The 15922-nt window shown below is 70.7% G+C and carries 17 protein-coding genes; 11 read left to right on the plus strand and 6 right to left on the minus strand.

Going from position 1 to position 15922, the window contains the following annotated elements:
- The first annotated feature begins 1 nt into the window (after position 1).
- Positions 2 to 253 (plus strand): 30S ribosomal protein S18, encoded by a 252-nt coding sequence (gene rpsR / locus ACFYOP_RS19930; protein WP_356897877.1) that lies wholly within the window; start codon positions 2 to 4, stop codon positions 251 to 253.
- Positions 254 to 458: 205 nt separating this feature from the next.
- Complete coding sequence (locus tag ACFYOP_RS19935; RefSeq protein ID WP_356897876.1) at positions 459 to 701, plus strand: DUF397 domain-containing protein; 243 nt, start codon at positions 459 to 461, stop codon at positions 699 to 701.
- An 80-nt stretch (positions 702 to 781) separates the two neighbouring features.
- Here ACFYOP_RS19935 and ACFYOP_RS19940 read toward each other — a convergent pair whose 3' ends face one another.
- Positions 782 to 1276, minus strand: a complete 495-nt coding sequence (locus ACFYOP_RS19940) for an ATP-binding protein (RefSeq protein ID WP_356897875.1) — start codon at positions 1274 to 1276, stop codon at positions 782 to 784.
- Between the two features lie 316 nt (positions 1277 to 1592).
- Here ACFYOP_RS19940 and ACFYOP_RS19945 point away from each other — a divergent pair, with 316 nt between their 5' ends.
- The 3 genes from ACFYOP_RS19945 to ACFYOP_RS19955 all read left to right on the plus strand — a co-directional run bounded on the left by ACFYOP_RS19945 (position 1593) and on the right by ACFYOP_RS19955 (position 4709).
- Positions 1593 to 2513, plus strand: coding sequence for a helix-turn-helix transcriptional regulator (locus ACFYOP_RS19945; protein ID WP_356897874.1), 921 nt, complete (start codon positions 1593 to 1595; stop codon positions 2511 to 2513).
- Positions 2514 to 2574: 61 nt separating this feature from the next.
- Positions 2575 to 4032: an aldehyde dehydrogenase family protein gene (locus ACFYOP_RS19950; protein ID WP_356897873.1), complete on the plus strand. Its 1458-nt coding sequence runs from the start codon at positions 2575 to 2577 to the stop codon at positions 4030 to 4032.
- Positions 4033 to 4154: 122 nt separating this feature from the next.
- Positions 4155 to 4709, plus strand: a complete 555-nt coding sequence (locus ACFYOP_RS19955; protein WP_356897872.1) for a DinB family protein — start codon at positions 4155 to 4157, stop codon at positions 4707 to 4709.
- Positions 4710 to 4743: 34 nt separating this feature from the next.
- Here the strand turns inward: ACFYOP_RS19955 and ACFYOP_RS19960 are convergent, their stop codons facing one another.
- Positions 4744 to 5445, minus strand: a complete 702-nt coding sequence (locus ACFYOP_RS19960; protein WP_356897871.1) for a VOC family protein — start codon at positions 5443 to 5445, stop codon at positions 4744 to 4746.
- A 41-nt stretch (positions 5446 to 5486) separates the two neighbouring features.
- Between ACFYOP_RS19960 and ACFYOP_RS19965 the strand changes: the two genes are divergently transcribed.
- Positions 5487 to 6128, plus strand: coding sequence for a PadR family transcriptional regulator (locus ACFYOP_RS19965; protein WP_356897870.1), 642 nt, complete (start codon positions 5487 to 5489; stop codon positions 6126 to 6128).
- Between the two features lie 7 nt (positions 6129 to 6135).
- Here the strand turns inward: ACFYOP_RS19965 and ACFYOP_RS19970 are convergent, their stop codons facing one another.
- On the minus strand, positions 6136 to 7560 hold the full coding sequence (locus tag ACFYOP_RS19970; RefSeq protein ID WP_356897869.1) for a glutamate decarboxylase: 1425 nt from the start codon (positions 7558 to 7560) through the stop codon (positions 6136 to 6138).
- A gap of 114 nt (positions 7561 to 7674) precedes the next feature.
- A complete protein-coding gene (locus ACFYOP_RS19975; RefSeq protein WP_356897868.1) occupies positions 7675 to 8040 on the minus strand; it encodes a YbjQ family protein in 366 nt (121 codons plus the stop codon).
- Positions 8041 to 8171: 131 nt separating this feature from the next.
- Between ACFYOP_RS19975 and ACFYOP_RS19980 the strand changes: the two genes are divergently transcribed.
- Positions 8172 to 8873 carry a VTT domain-containing protein gene (locus ACFYOP_RS19980; protein WP_356897867.1) on the plus strand — a complete coding sequence of 234 codons (702 nt, stop codon included), beginning with the start codon at positions 8172 to 8174 and terminating at the stop codon, positions 8871 to 8873.
- Positions 8874 to 8887: 14 nt separating this feature from the next.
- Here ACFYOP_RS19980 and ACFYOP_RS19985 read toward each other — a convergent pair whose 3' ends face one another.
- Together ACFYOP_RS19985 and ACFYOP_RS19990 are read right to left on the minus strand one after the other, a co-directional pair.
- Positions 8888 to 10561 (minus strand): threonine/serine exporter family protein, encoded by a 1674-nt coding sequence (locus tag ACFYOP_RS19985; protein ID WP_356897866.1) that lies wholly within the window; start codon positions 10559 to 10561, stop codon positions 8888 to 8890.
- A gap of 139 nt (positions 10562 to 10700) precedes the next feature.
- Positions 10701 to 11195: an inorganic diphosphatase gene (locus ACFYOP_RS19990; protein WP_005314187.1), complete on the minus strand. Its 495-nt coding sequence runs from the start codon at positions 11193 to 11195 to the stop codon at positions 10701 to 10703.
- Between the two features lie 67 nt (positions 11196 to 11262).
- Here ACFYOP_RS19990 and dacB point away from each other — a divergent pair, with 67 nt between their 5' ends.
- The 4 genes from dacB to hpt all read left to right on the plus strand — a co-directional run bounded on the left by dacB (position 11263) and on the right by hpt (position 15821).
- Positions 11263 to 12714, plus strand: coding sequence for a D-alanyl-D-alanine carboxypeptidase/D-alanyl-D-alanine-endopeptidase (gene dacB, locus ACFYOP_RS19995; RefSeq protein ID WP_356897865.1), 1452 nt, complete (start codon positions 11263 to 11265; stop codon positions 12712 to 12714).
- An 87-nt stretch (positions 12715 to 12801) separates the two neighbouring features.
- Entirely contained in the window at positions 12802 to 13956 is a 1155-nt protein-coding gene (locus ACFYOP_RS20000) for a zinc-dependent metalloprotease (RefSeq protein ID WP_356897864.1), read from the plus strand.
- A 243-nt stretch (positions 13957 to 14199) separates the two neighbouring features.
- Positions 14200 to 15243: a tRNA lysidine(34) synthetase TilS gene (gene tilS / locus ACFYOP_RS20005; RefSeq protein ID WP_356897863.1), complete on the plus strand. Its 1044-nt coding sequence runs from the start codon at positions 14200 to 14202 to the stop codon at positions 15241 to 15243.
- Between the two features lie 38 nt (positions 15244 to 15281).
- Positions 15282 to 15821 carry a hypoxanthine phosphoribosyltransferase gene (hpt, locus tag ACFYOP_RS20010; RefSeq protein ID WP_264250189.1) on the plus strand — a complete coding sequence of 180 codons (540 nt, stop codon included), beginning with the start codon at positions 15282 to 15284 and terminating at the stop codon, positions 15819 to 15821.
- The last annotated feature ends 101 nt before the right edge of the window (positions 15822 to 15922 follow it).

Consider the following 15922-nt stretch of genomic DNA (forward strand, 5'->3'; position numbering starts at 1 on the left):
CATGTCCCCCCGGCCCGCACAGCCGCGCAAGCCGTCGGCCCCCCGTCCCAATCCGCTGGAACGGGACGGCGTCACGTACATCGACTACAAGGACACCGATCTGCTGCGGAAGTTCATCTCCGACCGCGGGAAGATCCGCAGCCGCAGGGTGACCAGGGTGACCGCGCGGCAGCAACGCCAGTTGGCCCGCGCTGTCAAGAACGCCCGGGAGATGGCGCTGCTGCCGTACGCCTCCGGAGCCGCCGGCCGCTGAATGCCGCGAGACAGTGGCCGATTTCCGGGGGATGGCACCGATCGCCGGGGGCAGACGTCTCTATGTCGGAGAGCTGTAGCTGTAACCGCGGTGACACCCCGCGTGCACGTGCATCTGCTTATGCATCCGCCTCACGCATCTGCATATGAACACAGCTATGATCCGGGATAGTTGACACTTGCACCTTGCACCCCGGGAGCGACTTGTGCACAACGTGTACAACGGCATGGCGGCCACGGAGCTTCAGGGGGTCGTCTGGCAGAAGAGCAGGCACAGCAACTCGCAGGGCTCGTGCGTGGAGTTCGCCAGGCTGCCCGACGGTGGCGTGGCCATGCGTAATTCGCGGCACCCCGACGGGCCCGCGCTCGTCTACACGCCCGCCGAGATAGAGGCACTGCTTCTCGGTGTGAAGGACGGCGAGTTCGACCATCTCGTCGCGGGGGCCTGAGGCCGGAGACCGAGCGGCACGACGCCGAACGCCGGGCCGGGGAGCTCCCCGGCCCGGCGCTTTCGGGTGCGGAGGGCGGCCTAACCGACGCGGAACAGCGCCCAGACCACCTTGCCGTGCAGTGATCCGGCGAGCGGGTGCCAGCCCCAGCCGTCGCTGAAGGAGTCGACGAGGAAGAGGCCGCGGCCGGACTCGGCGGAGAAGTCCTCGTCCGCCTCGCGCGACCGGGGGCCGTCATGGCTGGGATCGCGCACCGCGCACACCAGGCGGCCGGTCCACCGCATCAGATGGAGCCGGACCGGCCCTTCATTGGCGGGTACGCGCGGTGCGCTCTCGGCCGGCAGGGCGTGCCGCAGGGCGTTGGTCACCAACTCGGAGACGACCAGCGCGACGTCGTCGAACCGCTCCTCCAAGTCCCACTGGCCCAGCGTGCTCTCGGTGAACCGGCGGGCGCCGCGGACCGCGTCGAAGCGGGCGGGCAGGGAGCACGAGGCCGAACTGGACACGGCCGCGGGGTCGATCGGGGGAAGGCCCTGCCGTAACGGCTCGAGCATGGTGGATCCATTCGGTCCCATGCGAGGCACTCCCGGGAATCGCGGCTGTGACGCTACAACACGAACGAGTACGCAGGTGGCGCGCCAGCCATGGTTCCCAATGCGCAGGGCAGATGCAAGGGCAGATGCACGTGCACGCGCCGGACCTGTCCGCCCCCGTGCCGTTTGTTGCTCATATCTTCCGTGAATTTCCTCAACTTCTATGGACGGACCGCTCACGTATCCGTAACGGGATGAGTACTCACCGAAGCGTTTTGGTGGCAGAATCCCGCTCTTGGGGTTCGGGGGGACCCTCGGCAGCATCGGAACGAGTGAACAGAGCGTCAGTACAAAAGGGATGGGGAGGGTCGAAGTCGTGGCGGCAGCAGAGGCCGAGTGGGCGTGGGGACAAACCCGCACCGAGGGTCCGGGCGGAGGTTCGGTGGTGCGGCGCATCCTGCTGGGCTCCCAACTGAGAAGGCTGAGGGAGTCGCGCGGCATCACGCGAGAGGCGGCCGGCTACTCGATCCGCGCGTCCGAATCGAAGATCAGCCGTATGGAGTTGGGCAGGGTGAGTTTCAAGGCGCGCGACGTCGAGGACCTGCTGACCCTCTACGGCGTGGCCGACGACGGCGAACGCGCCTCGCTCCTCGGGCTCGCCAAGGAGGCCAACGTCACCGGCTGGTGGCACAGCTTCGGCGACGTACTGCCCGGCTGGTTCCAGACATACATCGGCCTCGAGGGCGCCGCCTCGCTGATCCGCATCTACGAAGTGCAGTTCGTGCACGGGCTGCTGCAGACCGAGGCGTACGCGCACGCCGTCGTCGTCCGCGGAATGCCCGACGCCCCGCGGGCCGAGATCGACCGCCGGGTCGCGCTGCGCCTGGAGCGGCAGAAGACCCTCGTCTCCGAGCGCGCCCCGCATCTGCATGTCGTGCTGGACGAGGCGGCCCTGCGCCGGCCGTACGGCGACCGGGCGGTGATGCAGGCCCAGTTGCGCCATCTGATCGAGGTCTCCGAGCACCCCGACATCACGCTCCAGGTGATGCCGTTCAGCTTCGGCGGGCACGCGGGGGAGAGCGGCGCGTTCACCATGCTGCGCTTCCCGGAGTCGGACCTCTCCGACATCGTCTATCTGGAGCAGCTGACCAGCGCGCTGTACGTGGACAAGCGCGAAGAGGTCGCGCAGTACGAGCGGGTGATGGAGCGGCTCACCGAGGACAGTCCGGATCCGGCCGAGACGCGTGACCTTCTCCGGGGACTACTTCAACTCATCTGAAACATAAGTACGATGACGCCACATCAGACTTCCGTGCTCATGCCTTGGAGTAAGGGATCACATGGCCTTCTTCACCGACCTGGCCCAGCAGTACATAGACGGCGAGTGGAGGCCGGGCAGCGGCTCCTGGGACATCATCGACTTCAACCCGTACGACGGTGAGAAGCTCGCCTCGATCCCCGTGGCCACGGCCGACGAGGTGGACCTGGCCTACCGGGCGGCGGAGCGCGCGCAGCGGGAGTGGGCCGACACCAACCCGTACGCCCGCCGGACGGTCTTCGAGCGGGCCCTGCGGATCATCGAGGACCGCGAGGAGGAGATCTCGGAGGCGATCGTCGCCGAGCTCGGCGGCACGCGCCTCAAGGCGGGCTTCGAACTCCACCTCGCCAAGGAGTTCCTGCGCGAGGCGGTGAATCTGGCGCTGCGGCCCGAGGGGCGCATCCTGCCGTCGCCCGTCGACGGCAAGGAGAACCGGGTCTACCGGGTGCCGGTCGGTGTCGTCGGTGTCATCAGCCCCTTCAACTTCCCCTTCCTGCTGTCGATCAAGTCGGTCGCCCCGGCGCTGGCCCTCGGCAACGCGGTCGTCCTCAAGCCGCACCAGAACACCCCGATCTGCGGCGGTTCGCTGGTGGCCAAGGTGTTCGAGGACGCGGGCCTGCCGGCCGGTCTGCTGAACGTCGTGATCACGGACATAGCCGAGATAGGCGACGCGCTCATCGCGCACCCGATTCCGAAGGCGATCTCCTTCACCGGCTCCGACAAGGTGGGCCGCCACGTGGCCACCGTCTGCGCGGCCAACTTCAAGCACGCCATTCTGGAACTCGGCGGCAACAGCGCGCTGATCGTGCTCGACGACGCCGACATCGACTACGCGGTGGACGCCGCGGTCTTCAGCCGTTACGTCCACCAGGGCCAGGTCTGCATGGCGGCCAACCGCATTCTGGTGGACCGCTCGGTGGAGAAGGAGTTCACCGAGAAGTTCGTCGCCAAGGTGCGGACCCTCAAGGTCGGCGACCCCGCCGACCCGGCGACCCACATCGGGCCGCTCATCAACTCCTCGCAGGCGGACGCGGTCACCTCGGTGGTCGACCAGACGGTCGCGGCGGGCGCGACGGCCCTGCTGCACGGCACCGCGGAGGGCAATCTGGTCTCCCCGTCGGTGCTGACCGGCCTCCCGGCCGACTCGCCGGTCCTGTCCCAGGAGATCTTCGGCCCGGTGGCTCTGATCATCCCCTTCGACGGTGAGGACGAGGCCGTCAGGATCGCCAACGACTCGCCGTACGGGCTGAGCGGCGCCGTGCACACCGGCGACGTGGAGCGCGGTGTGCGGCTCGCGAAGCGCGTGGACACCGGCATGATGCACATCAACGACGGCACCGTGCACGACGAGCCCATCGTCCCCTTCGGCGGGGAGAAGAGGTCGGGCCTCGGCCGGCTGAACGGCGACTCGATGCTCGACGCGTTCACCACCCAGAAGTGGATCTCCGTGCAGCACGGACGCTCGCGGTTCCCGTTCTGAGGAATCCTCCGGACGCCGGGCCCTTGCGGACAGGATCTGACCGCAAGGGCCCGTAGCTTTCTGGGTGTCGGCAGGAGGGCGGACGGGTCCCTCCCCGAGATCACCCACCGGAGGCGGACATCATGGTCACTCACGTTCCCGCGGAGGCCCACGGCGACGAGCGCGGCGCGCTCCTCTCCTTCGTCGAGGCGCAGCGCGGCGCGATCCGGCGCTCCGTCCTCGGACTGACCGAGGAGCAGGCGGCGAGCCGGCCGAGCGCCAGCGAGCTCTCCCTGTCCGGACTGCTCAAGCATGTGGCCGAAATGGAGCTGAACTGGCTGCGGCTGGCGCAGCAGCGGCCGAACGAAAGGCAGCGGTCCGAGGAGACCTGGGGCGACAGCTTCCGGCTGGTCGGCGACGAGACGATCCCCGGGACGCTGGCCTTCTGGGACTCGGTCGCCAAGGAGACCGAGGAGTTCGTCCGCGCGGTGCCCAGCCTGGACGACACCTTCCCGCTGCCGCCGGCGCCCTGGTTCCCGAAGGACGCGCGGGTCTCGATGCGCTGGCTGATGATGCACCTGGTCGAGGAGTTCGCCCGGCACGCGGGCCACGCGGACATCATCCGCGAGTCCCTCGACGGCAAGGGCGCGTTCGATCTGGTCGCCCTGGAGAGCGGCACGAGCGGCGAGGAGGGCTGAACGGGGCCGGGCCGCCCGCACGGTCCGGAGGCCGCTACGCCCGCAGTTCGGCCAGCCGGGCCAGGGCGTCCCGCGCCGCCTCCCGCTCCCCGGCGTCGAGCGGCAGCGCGGCGGCCCGCTCCAGCAGCCGGCCGGCGAGCGGTTCGTCGCCGAGCCGCCGCGCGATGTCGCCGCGCAGGACCAGCAGCCTCAGGTGCTGCACGGCGGTGGGGCGCTCGTCCTCCCGCGCCAGCGCATGGTCGATGAGCCGCGCCGCGCCCGCCGGGTCCTGCTTGGAGTCGGCGAGCAGATCGGCCAGGTGCAGGGCGCGGGCGAACGTCTCCCTGGGGGCGGGCCGATGGCTCTGGTCGTCGCCGAGCGGCGTGCCCACCCGGATCGTGTTGCCGCCCGGGTCGGTCATCAGGAACTGCCGCATCCCGTACGACATGTCCTTCAGCGGGCCGATACGCGGCAGGCCCCGGGACGGAATCCGGCCGTAGGCCGCCTTGAGCCCGGTGCGGAACGCCGCGTGCAGGGCGTCGACGTCGTCGGTGACGACGTAGCAGCCCGAGTAGGACTCCGCCGGGTCGTACTGCTTCATGCCGAAGAACTGCAACTGCACCGAGCCGCGCTCGACCACCGCGTACGGGTAGGGGCTCTTCTGTATGAAGGTCGTCTCGAAACCCAGGGCGGTGTAGAAATCGACCACCGGTTGGATCGTCCGGCAGGGCAGGAGCGGGATGGTCTTCTCGGTCATGGCAGGTACTCTAGTCAAAGTTGAATAGAAGGGAAGCCGTGATGTCGGCCATCCGTCTGCTGGTCCTGGGAGCCGTGCGCCAGCACGGCCGGGCGCACGGTTACCAGGTACGCAACGACTTGGAGTACTGGGGAGCACACGAGTGGTCGAACGCCAAGCCGGGCTCGATCTACCACGCGCTCAAACAGATGGCGAAGCAGGGGCTGCTGCACGCGCACGAGATCGCGCCCTCCACGGCCGGCGGCCCGCCGCGCACCGAGTACGAGATCACCGAGAAGGGCGCCGAGACGTACTTCGCCCTGCTCCGTGAGTCCCTGACCGCGCACGACCAGAAGATGGACGTGCTCTCCGCGGCCATCGGCTTCGTCGTCGACCTGCCGCGGGCGGAAGCCGTCGAGCTGCTCGAAGAACGGGTGCGCGGCATCGAGCGGTGGCGGGCCTCGGTCACCGAGTACTACACGCCGGAGGAAGGGCCCGAGTCGCTCGGGCACATCGGCGAGATCATGAACCTGTGGGTGTCGTCCGCCGATTCCGGCGCCGAGTGGACCCGTGGCCTGATCCGGCGGATCAAGGCCGGGGCGTACACCTTCGCGGGCGAGGGCGAGCCGTTCGTCGGCGTCCTCGCCGAAGGCGAGGAGAACCCGTACGCGACGGGCGAATCCCACGAGGGGGACACCCGCTGACCGGCCCTCAGTGGTGGAACGGCGTCTCCGGCCGCCGCTCCGCGCTCGCCGGGTGCGACTGGCGGCGCAGATCCGGCAGCAGCATCCGCAGATCGTCGAGCAGCAGCGCCGCCAGGTCCGCGGAGAACCCGTTGCGGCAGACCACCCGCAGCACCGACAGGTCCTCGCGATGGGCGGGGAAGGTGTACGCGGGCACCAGCCACCCCTTCTCCCGCAGCCGCCGCGACACGTCGAAGACGTCGAACGCCGTCACCTCGGGCGCGGTCGTGAAGGCGAAGACGGGCAGCTGGTCCCCGCGGGTGAGGAGCCGGAAGTCCCCCAGCGCCTCGATCCGTCCGGCGAGCCCTGTCGCGATGTCCCGCGCCGTCTGCTGGACCGCGCGGTAGCCCTGCCGCCCGAGCCGCAGGAAGGTGTAGTACTGCGCCACCACCTGCGCGCCGGGGCGGGAGAAGTTGAGGGCGAAGGTCGGCATGTCACCGCCCAGGTAGTTCACCCGGAAGACCAGTTCCTCGGGCAGCGCCTCCGGCGAACGCCACAGCGCCCAGCCCACGCCCGGGTAGACGAGTCCGTACTTGTGCCCGGAGGTGTTGATCGACGCCACCCGCGGCAGCCGGAAGTCCCAGACCAGTTCTTCGTCCAGGAACGGCGCGACCATCGCGCCCGACGCGCCGTCGACATGGACCGGGACATCGATGCCCGTGCGCTCCTGGAGGGCGTCCAGCGCGGCGCAGACCTCGTCGACCGGCTCGTACGAACCGTCGAAGGTCGAGCCGAGCACCGCCACCACACCGATGGTGTTCTCGTCGCACAGCTCGGCCGCGGCCTGCGGATCGAGGTGGAAGCGGTCGCCCTCCATCGGCACGAGCCGCGGCTCGACCTCCCAGAAGTTGCAGAACTTCTCCCAGCAGACCTGGACGTTGACGCCCATCACCAGATTGGGCCGGGCCCCGGTCCCGTAGCGGTCGGCGTTCCGGTTCGTCCAGCGGCGTTTGAGCGCCATCCCGGCGAGCATGCAGGCCTCGCTCGACCCGGTGGTCGAGCAGCCGACCGCGGTGGCCGGGTCGGGCGCGTGCCACAGGTCGGCGAGCATGGCCACACAGCGCCGCTCCAGCTCGGCCGTGCGCGGGTACTCGTCCTTGTCGATCATGTTCTTGTCGCGGCACTCCGCCATCAGCTCCGCCGCCTCCGCCTCCATCCAGGTGGTGACGAAGGTGGCGAGGTTGAGCCGGGAGTTCCCGTCGAGCATCAGCTCGTCGTGCACCAGCTGGTACGCGGTGGGCGGCGGCAGCGGGCCGTCCGGCAGCCGGTGCGTGGGCGGGGCCGACGTCATCCGGCCGACCGGATCGGCGAGCCCGAAGAAGGGGTTGACCGACAGTCTGCGCCGCTCCGGTCCGTGGTCCTCGGTCCCGGTGGTGCCCTGGTGGAGTGCCATGGGGCTCAGGCTGATACGGGCTCGCACCTCACGCAATGCGAGGACGCACGCCGGGAGCCCGGCCTGACCCGAACGCGGGGCCGGCCCGGCGGCGCCGCGCTGGCCCGTCTCCCGTCACATCCGGGCGATGACGACCGCCGTGCCGTAGGCGCAGACCTCCGTGCCGACGTCCGAGGCGTCCGTCACGTCGAAGCGGAACGCGAGAACCGCGTTCGCGCCCCGGGAGCGGGCCTGTTCGATGAGGCGTTCCATGGCCTGGTTGCGGGTCTCCACCAGGGTCTTGGTGAGCCCCTTGAGCTCACCGCCGACCATCGACTTCAGACCCGCCCCGATCTGACTGCCCAGGTGACGCGAGCGCACGGTCAGTCCGAAGACCTCCCCGATCACCTGCTCCACCCGGAAGCCCGGGATGTCGTTCGTCGTGACGACCAGCACATCGGCCTGCGGGCCCTGCCCGCCGCCGTACTCCTCGATTCCCATGGTGCACAGCCTCGTCGGTGGCCGTTCACCCCGCATCCGCTACGACCGGTGGAACGCGGGGTCACACCTGTGCGTTGATAGCTTTGGGCAGCCGACCCGCCGATGACTATGACCACAGGAGCCCGGACCTCGTGAACACCCTTGCGCTCGGACCGAGCTGGCTCGACCCGGACTACCTGATCACCACCTTCGGCCTGATCGGCGTGCTCGCCATCGTCTTCGCCGAGTCCGGTCTGCTGATCGGCTTCTTCCTGCCCGGCGACTCGCTGCTGTTCACCACGGGCCTGCTGGTGACCACCGACGTGATCAAGCAGCCCCTGTGGCTGGTCTGCACCCTGGTCGTGCTCGCCGCGATCATCGGTGACCAGGTCGGCTATCTCTTCGGCCGCAAGGTCGGCCCGGCCCTCTTCAAGCGCCCCGACTCCCGCCTCTTCAAGCAGGAGAACGTGGAGAAGGCCCACGAGTTCTTCGAGAAGTACGGTCCGAAGTCCCTGGTCCTGGCCCGCTTCGTGCCCATCGTGCGGACGTTCACGCCGATCATCGCCGGCGTGAGCCGGATGAACTACCGCTCGTTCGTCACGTTCAACATCATCGGCGGCTTGCTGTGGGGAGCCGGTGTCACCCTGCTCGGCGCCGCGCTCGGCAAGGTGGACTTCGTCCACAAGCACATCGAGGCGATCCTGATCCTGATCGTCCTGCTCTCGGTCGTGCCGATCCTGATCGAGTTCCTGCGGGCCCGCTCCAAGGGCAGGAAGGCGGCCGCCGCAGCGGGCTCGGACACCGACCCCGAGATCCCGCCGTCGTCCCGCGGCGGCCGTCACGCCAAGCGCTGACGCTTCCCCACGGCTCAGAAGCCGCGCGTCCGCTTGGCCGCGCGGCGGCCGCCCGGCGTCTCCACGCCGGGCAGCGCCCCGGTGACACCCGGCACCCGCAGGAACAGCCGGGAAATCTCGCCGCCCAGGTTCACCCCGATCGCGATGGCCAGCGCCAGCGCCGCCGCCTTGCTCAGCGAGGTCAGACCGGCGTTCGTGTTGCCCCGCGCGATCTCCAGCAGTCCGAAGTACGTGGCGCTACCGGGCAGCAGCGGGCCGATGGCGGCCGTGACGTACGGCAGTGCCGAGGCGAAGCGGTAGCGCGACAGCATGTGCCCGAACAGGCCCACCAGGCCCGCCGCGGCGGCCGTCGCGGCGACCGGCGAGGCCTCGGCGACGTCCGCGAGCGCGCCGTAGACGACCCAGGCGACACCGCCGTTGAAGGTGACCAGCGCGACCGTGCTGCGCTCCTGCTGGAGCATCACGGCGAAGCACAGCGACAGGCTCATCGCGGCCAGCGTCTGGGGCACCGGCCGCGGCCGGCTGTGGATCGCGGTCTCCGGACTGAGCCCCGCGTCCAGCGCGACGCCCAGATACAGCACCGCCAGCACGCCGACCACGATGGCGACCACGAGATAGCCGACCTCGAGCAGTCGCGCGGCCGCCGTGATGTAGAAGCCGGTCAGCCCGTCCTGCACCCCGGCGACCAGCGCCCGTCCCGGGATCAGCGCGAACAGCCCACCGGTGATCACCGCGGAGGCCCGCAGCTCCAGGGGTGAGAGCGACAGGGCCACGCCCATCGCCGCCGACGGCATCGCCGCCGCCACGAACTGGTAGAACTCCGGCAGTCCGCGCCCCGCGCACAGCCAGGCCAGCCGGTCGCCGAGCATCGCACTGACCGCGGCGGCGACGAACACCACCGCGTCACCGCCGACCAGCACCGACGCCGACCCGGCCAGCATGCCGCCGGCCAGCGTGAGCGCCCAGCCGGGGTAGGGGTGCCGGTTACGGCGGATCTCGGCGAGCCGCCGGTAGGCCTCCTCCAGGGAGACGTCCGACTCCTCCGCGCTGATGTCGTGGACCAGCAGGTAGACCGCCGCCAGCCGCGTGTAGTCGGTGCCGCGCCGCCGCACGGTGCGGCTCGCGGTCACCGGGTCGTCGACCAGGGACGGCTGATACGTGATCGACAGCAGTGTGAAGGTCACCGTCGGCTCGCAGCGGTCCAGCCCGTACGAGCGCGAGATGGCGAACATCGCCGCCTCGACGTCCTCGGCGCCCTCACCGCCCGCGAGCAGCAACTCGCCGATACGCAGGGTCAGGTCGAGCACGCGGGGGACGGCCGGGCCGGCCTCGTCGTGCCGGTGCGGCGACTCGGGCATCGGCCGCTCGCCCACCGGGATCTTGAGCATCGCGCGCATCCGGTCCTGCCAGGGCGCGTCCTTGGACGTGCGCACCAGGGGGATGCCGTGCGCCGGGGTGAAGGCCGGCGGCGAATTGCGCGCGCTGTACGTGCGCGGCGGCGCGAACGCGGACCCCTCGGGCTCGGCGGCCGACTCCGGAGCAAGGCCCTCCGGAACGGCGAACTCGGAACTCGGGTGGTCCTCCTCGGGCACCTCCGGCTGCCCGACCCCCGCCGGAGGGATGAAGGCGCTGTGCGCCTCGTCGGACTGGGGTTTCCGGTCCTCCGGGCCCTCGGGCTCCGCCACCACTCGTCGTCCTCGCTCTCCCTCTCGTACTGTCCCTCGACCGGCGCTCCTGCCCAGTATGGGCACGGGCAAGGGGGGACACGCGACGCGGGCGGCACACCAGAGGTGTGCCGCCCGCGCCGGAGTGCTCAGTCGTGCGGCGTCAGTGCGCGCCGCCCTGTGCCTCGAGGCGCTTGAAGGAGGCCTCGATCTCGGCCTCGGCCTCGGCGCGGCCGACCCAGTCGGCGCCCTCGACGGACTTGCCGGGCTCCAGGTCCTTGTAGACCTCGAAGAAGTGCTGGATCTCCAGGCGGTCGAACTCGGACACGTGGTGGATGTCCCGCAGGTGCTCCACGCGCGGGTCGGACGCCGGGACGCACAGCAGCTTGTCGTCGCCGCCCGCCTCGTCCGTCATACGGAACATGCCGATGGCGCGGCACTTGATGAGGCAGCCCGGGAAGGTCGGCTCGTCAAGAATGACCAGCGCGTCCAACGGGTCGCCGTCCTCGCCGAGGGTGTTCTCGACGAATCCGTAGTCGGCCGGGTAGCTGGTCGAGGTGAAGAGTCGACGGTCCAGGCGGATCCGACCGGTCTCGTGGTCCACCTCGTACTTGTTCCGCGAACCCTTCGGGATCTCGATGGTGACGTCGAACTCCACGGGTGGCTCCTCCATGATCAAACACACAACAAGACGCAGTACTGGTGATTAAGTGTCCCTCACGCACATGTGTGATCGCGAAAGGGGCTGGTGCGAGGTGCCGGTGATCAGGACGTGGCAGCTTGCAACAGGTGCTGCCGTGGTCGGCCTCACCCTCGCCGCCGGGGCGGTGGCCGCGGCGGGGCCTTGGGACTCGGGCCAGCGTAAGGCCGAGAGAGAGCGTGTGGCTGCCCACAGCCCCACGGGTGGCGCACATCACGCGCCCGCCCCGGAGCGGCCCGCTCCCGCGCCCAGCGCGGCCCCCGTTCTCACGGCCCTGGGCGGCCCGCGGACCGTGACCGCGGAGGAACCGGCCGCACCCGCCGGCGGGCTGCCGAAGATCCTCGACTCCCTGCTCGCCGACCCCGGTCTCGGTCCGGCGCCCGCCGCCTGCGTCGTCGACCTCGCCACCGGCGAGCGGCTGTACGGGAAGCGGGCCGAGACCCCCATGGTCCCCGCGTCCACCGTCAAGATCGCCACGGCCGCCGCCGCGCTCACCGCCCTCGGAACCGGCCACCGCGTCCCCACCACGGTCGCCGCGGCGCCGGACGCCGACGTGATCACACTCGTCGGCGGCGGTGACGCCACCCTCGACCGGGCCCGCCTCGGCGAACTGGCCGAGCGGACCGCGCGCGCCCTGCGGGAGCGGAAGCCGGCGGCGAAGGACGGGCAGCCCGCCGCGAAGATCCGGCTCGAGTACGACACCTCGCTCTACGAGGGCCCCCTCCTGCATCCCATCGGCCCCAACGACAACATCGCCCCCGTCAGCGCCCTCATGGTCGGGCAGGGCCGCCTCGACGCACGCACCACCGGGGCGGCCACCCGCAGCGCGGACCCGGCCGGCGAAGCCGCCCGGGTCTTCCGGGACATGCTCTCCGAACGCGGGGTCCACATCGCGGCGCCCGTCCCCGGCCGGGCCGCGGCACAGGCCGTGCCCCTCGCCCAGGTCCTCTCCGAACCCCTGTCGTCGGTCGTCGAGCGGATGCTCACCGACAGCGACAACGACATCGCGGAGTCCCTCGCCCGGCAGACCGCCCTCGCCACCGGCGAGAAGGCGTCCTTCGCCGGCGCGGAACGAGCCGTCACCCAGCAGCTGCGAAGGCTCCGGCTGCCGCTGAACGGGGCCCGGTTCGCCGACGGCAGCGGTCTCGACCGCCGCGACCGGGTGTCCGCCGCACTGCTCACCACTCTCCTGGCCCGCGCCGCCGACCCCGACCACCCCGAGTTGCGGCCGGTCCTCACCGGGCTCCCCGTCGCCGGCTTCAACGGCACCCTGGAACACCGCTGGTCGGACACCTCCGCCGGCACCGGTCTGGTCCGCGCCAAGACCGGCACCCTCACCGGGGTCAACGCCCTGGCCGGCACCGTCGTTGACCCGGGCGGCCGACTCCTCGGCTTCGCGTTCCTGGCCTCCGGCACCCCCTCCCCGTACGAAGCGCAGCCCGCTCTCGACCGCCTCGCGGGCGCGCTCGTGTCCTGAGCCGTCCCGTTCCGCCCGCGGCCGCCGGCCGGACCGGGGGCGGGCAACACCTCTCCGCAGCCGCAGCCGAGAACGTACGGTTGACGCATGACGAGCATCGGTGGTGCCGAGATGGTCGACTGGAACCTCGCCGTGGCGACCGCGACCCGCTTCGTGCGGCCCGGTCCCGAGGTGAGCCGGGAAGAGGCCCGCGCGGTCGTCGCAGAGCTGCGCCGGCATGCCAAGTCCTCGGAGGAGCACGTCCGGGAGTTCACCCGGATGATCCCGGAGGGCGCGGTGCCACGGGACACCCCGGTCCTCGTCGTGGACCGGGCGGGATGGGTCAAGGCGAACGTCGCGGGCTTCCGCGAGCTGCTGCGGCCGCTGCTGGACAAGATGCAGGAGCGCCGCTCCGGCGGCCCCGGCGGCGCGGTCCTCGGCGCCGTCGGCGGCAAGGTGACCGGTGTCGAGCTGGGGATGCTGCTGTCCTTCCTGGCCTCCCGGGTCCTGGGGCAGTACGAGACCTTCGCCCCCGCCACCCGCGACCTGCCCGCCGGCGACCCCGCCGAGGCCGGCGGCAACGGCGGCGGACGGCTGCTGCTGGTCGCGCCCAACATCGTCCACGTCGAACGTGAACTGGAGGTCGACCCGCACGACTTCCGCCTCTGGGTCTGCCTCCACGAGGAGACCCACCGCACCCAGTTCACCGGCGTGCCGTGGCTGCGCGACCACCTCGAGGGCGAGATCCAGTCCTTCCTCGCCGAGACCGAGACCGACCCCATGACGGTCCTCGAACGGCTCCGCGAAGCCGCCCAGTCGCTCGCCGGGGCACGCCCGGAGGGCGAACGGGACGAGGGCGGCCACTCGATCGTCGAGATCGTCCAGACCCCCGCCCAGCGCGAGATCCTCGGCCGGCTGACCGCCGTGATGTCCCTGCTCGAAGGGCACGCCGACTTCGTGATGGACGGCGTCGGCCCCGCGGTCGTGCCGTCGGTCGCCGAGATCCGGGAGAAGTTCCAGCAGCGCCGGGCGCGCGGTGCGAGCCGGCTCGACCTGGCCCTGCGCAAGCTGCTCGGCCTCGACGCCAAGCTGCGCCAGTACCGCGACGGCGAGCGGTTCGTACGGGCCGTGGTCGAGGAGGTGGGCATGGACGGCTTCAACCGCGTCTGGACCTCGCCGAACACGCTCCCCACCAAGGCGGAGATCGCCAAACCGGCGGACTGGGTCGCGAGGGTGCACCGGAAGGGGGAGGGCGCACCGTAGAGGAAAGGCGCGAAAAGCGGACGCGTGACGGCAGAAGGACGCCGCACCAATCACCCGTCCGAGGGACCGTGGGCTGTGGATAGGCGTGCAATGCTCGGGTATTGGCTCGGTTCTGTCACCATCGACGCACTCTGAGTGACAGCTCTCGGAGTGGCGATCGTCGTCCGCTGGCCGTTCCTGATCGTCGTCCCGACTCGACCGAGACACTCCTCCCTCCCGAACCGTTCACGAAGGGCACCGGACATGGGTCCCCATCCTGCGGTCGCGGCGATACGCCTGGCGGTCCGCCGCGTACTCCACGACGTACTCACCGATCACACGGCACGAGCAGCCCGCTTCGCCCGCTCCGCCCCGGGCCCGGCCCCCGCGGGCGAACCGCCGCTCGTCCTCGTGGCGTGCTCCGGCGGAGCCGACTCCATGGCCCTCGCCTCCGCCCTCGCCTTCGAGGCCCGCAAACTCTCCGTCCGCGCCGGCGGCATCACCGTCGACCACGGCCTCCAGGACGGCTCCGCCGGGCGCGCCGACGAGGTCGCCGCACGCCTCGCCGCACTCGGGCTCGACCCCGTGGAGACCGTCGCCGTCCGGGTCGGCCGCGCGGGTGGACCCGAGGCCGCGGCCCGCGACGCCCGGTACGCGGCGCTCGACGAGGCCGCGGAGCGCCACGGCGCCGCCGCCGTGCTGCTCGGACACACCCGCGACGACCAGGCGGAGACCGTCCTCCTCGGACTCGCCCGCGGCTCCGGCATCCGCTCGCTGTCCGGGATGGCCGCCGTCTCCGGGACCGCCGGCCGCTACCGCCGCCCCTTCCTCCAGATCGACCGGCAGACCGCCCGCAAGGCCTGCATGGTCCAGTCGCTGCCCGTCTGGGACGACCCGCACAACGCCGACCCCGCGTACACCCGCTCCCGACTGCGCCACGAGGGCCTGCCCGCCCTGGAGAAGGCGCTCGGCAAAGGCGTCGTCGAAGCCCTCGCCCGCACCGCTCAGCTCTCCCGCGACGACGCCGACGCCCTCGACAGCTGGGCCGCCGACGCGGACGCCTCCGTACGGGACGAGAGCGGCATGCTGGACTGCGCCAAGCTGTACGTCCTGCCCCCCGCCGTACGGCGCCGGGTGCTGCGCCGGGCCGTGATCCGGGCCGGCGCGCCCGCCGGGTCGCTCTTCGCCCGGCACGTCGAAGAGGTCGACCGGCTGATCACCGGATGGCGTGGTCAGGGGGCCATCAACCTGCCCGGCCGGGTCCAGGTGCGACGGCAGGGTGGCAGACTGGTCATTCGGCAAGGCTGAACCGCCGAGAGAAAGCGACGCGGGTGAACGAGAAGGACATGGGCACCGACCTTCAGTCGGTGCTCATCACCAAGGAAGAGATCGACGCGAAGCTCATCGAGCTGGCCGCGAAGATCGACGCAGAGTACGCGGGCAAGGACCTGCTCATCGTCGGAGTCCTCAAGGGCGCGGTGATGGTGATGGCGGACCTGGCGCGCGCGCTGTCCTCCCCCGTCACGATGGACTGGATGGCCGTGTCCTCGTACGGCGCCGGCACCCAGTCGTCCGGTGTGGTGCGCATCCTCAAGGACCTGGACACCGACATCAAGGGCAAGCACGTCCTGATCGTCGAGGACATCATCGACTCCGGACTGACCCTGTCCTGGCTCCTGTCGAACCTCGGCTCCCGCGAGCCGGCCTCTCTCGAGGTCTGCACCCTGCTGCGGAAGCCCGACGCGGCCAAGGTCGCCATCGACGTGAAGTGGATCGGCTTCGACATCCCGAACGAGTTCGTCGTCGGTTACGGCCTCGACTACGCGGAGAAGTACCGGAACCTTCCGTTCGTGGGCACACTGGCCCCACACGTCTACGGAGGCTGAAGCAAGGGCCCACCGGGAACCAAGCCCGCCTTTTCGCCGTTGGAGCAAGGGAAGGCGGTCCCCGGTGGCATTGCTGAGGTACCGTCCGAAGAACAGTTGTC

Source organism: Streptomyces sp. NPDC006294 (assembly GCF_042870895.1).
Classification (GTDB): domain Bacteria; phylum Actinomycetota; class Actinomycetes; order Streptomycetales; family Streptomycetaceae; genus Streptomyces.

Coding starts and splice junctions, on each gene's coding strand:
- rpsR (WP_356897877.1), top strand. CDS start 2: ATGTCCCCCCGGCCCGCACAGCCGCGCAAGCCGTCGGCCCCCCGTCCC.
- ACFYOP_RS19940 (WP_356897875.1), bottom strand. CDS start 1,276: ATGGGACCGAATGGATCCACCATGCTCGAGCCGTTACGGCAGGGCCTT.
- ACFYOP_RS19945 (WP_356897874.1), top strand. CDS start 1,593: ATGGGGAGGGTCGAAGTCGTGGCGGCAGCAGAGGCCGAGTGGGCGTGG.
- ACFYOP_RS19950 (WP_356897873.1), top strand. CDS start 2,575: ATGGCCTTCTTCACCGACCTGGCCCAGCAGTACATAGACGGCGAGTGG.
- ACFYOP_RS19955 (WP_356897872.1), top strand. CDS start 4,155: ATGGTCACTCACGTTCCCGCGGAGGCCCACGGCGACGAGCGCGGCGCG.
- ACFYOP_RS19960 (WP_356897871.1), bottom strand. CDS start 5,445: ATGACCGAGAAGACCATCCCGCTCCTGCCCTGCCGGACGATCCAACCG.
- ACFYOP_RS19965 (WP_356897870.1), top strand. CDS start 5,487: ATGTCGGCCATCCGTCTGCTGGTCCTGGGAGCCGTGCGCCAGCACGGC.
- ACFYOP_RS19970 (WP_356897869.1), bottom strand. CDS start 7,560: ATGGCACTCCACCAGGGCACCACCGGGACCGAGGACCACGGACCGGAG.
- ACFYOP_RS19975 (WP_356897868.1), bottom strand. CDS start 8,040: ATGGGAATCGAGGAGTACGGCGGCGGGCAGGGCCCGCAGGCCGATGTG.
- dacB (WP_356897865.1), top strand. CDS start 11,263: ATGTGTGATCGCGAAAGGGGCTGGTGCGAGGTGCCGGTGATCAGGACG.
- ACFYOP_RS20000 (WP_356897864.1), top strand. CDS start 12,802: ATGACGAGCATCGGTGGTGCCGAGATGGTCGACTGGAACCTCGCCGTG.
- tilS (WP_356897863.1), top strand. CDS start 14,200: ATGGGTCCCCATCCTGCGGTCGCGGCGATACGCCTGGCGGTCCGCCGC.
- hpt (WP_264250189.1), top strand. CDS start 15,282: ATGGGCACCGACCTTCAGTCGGTGCTCATCACCAAGGAAGAGATCGAC.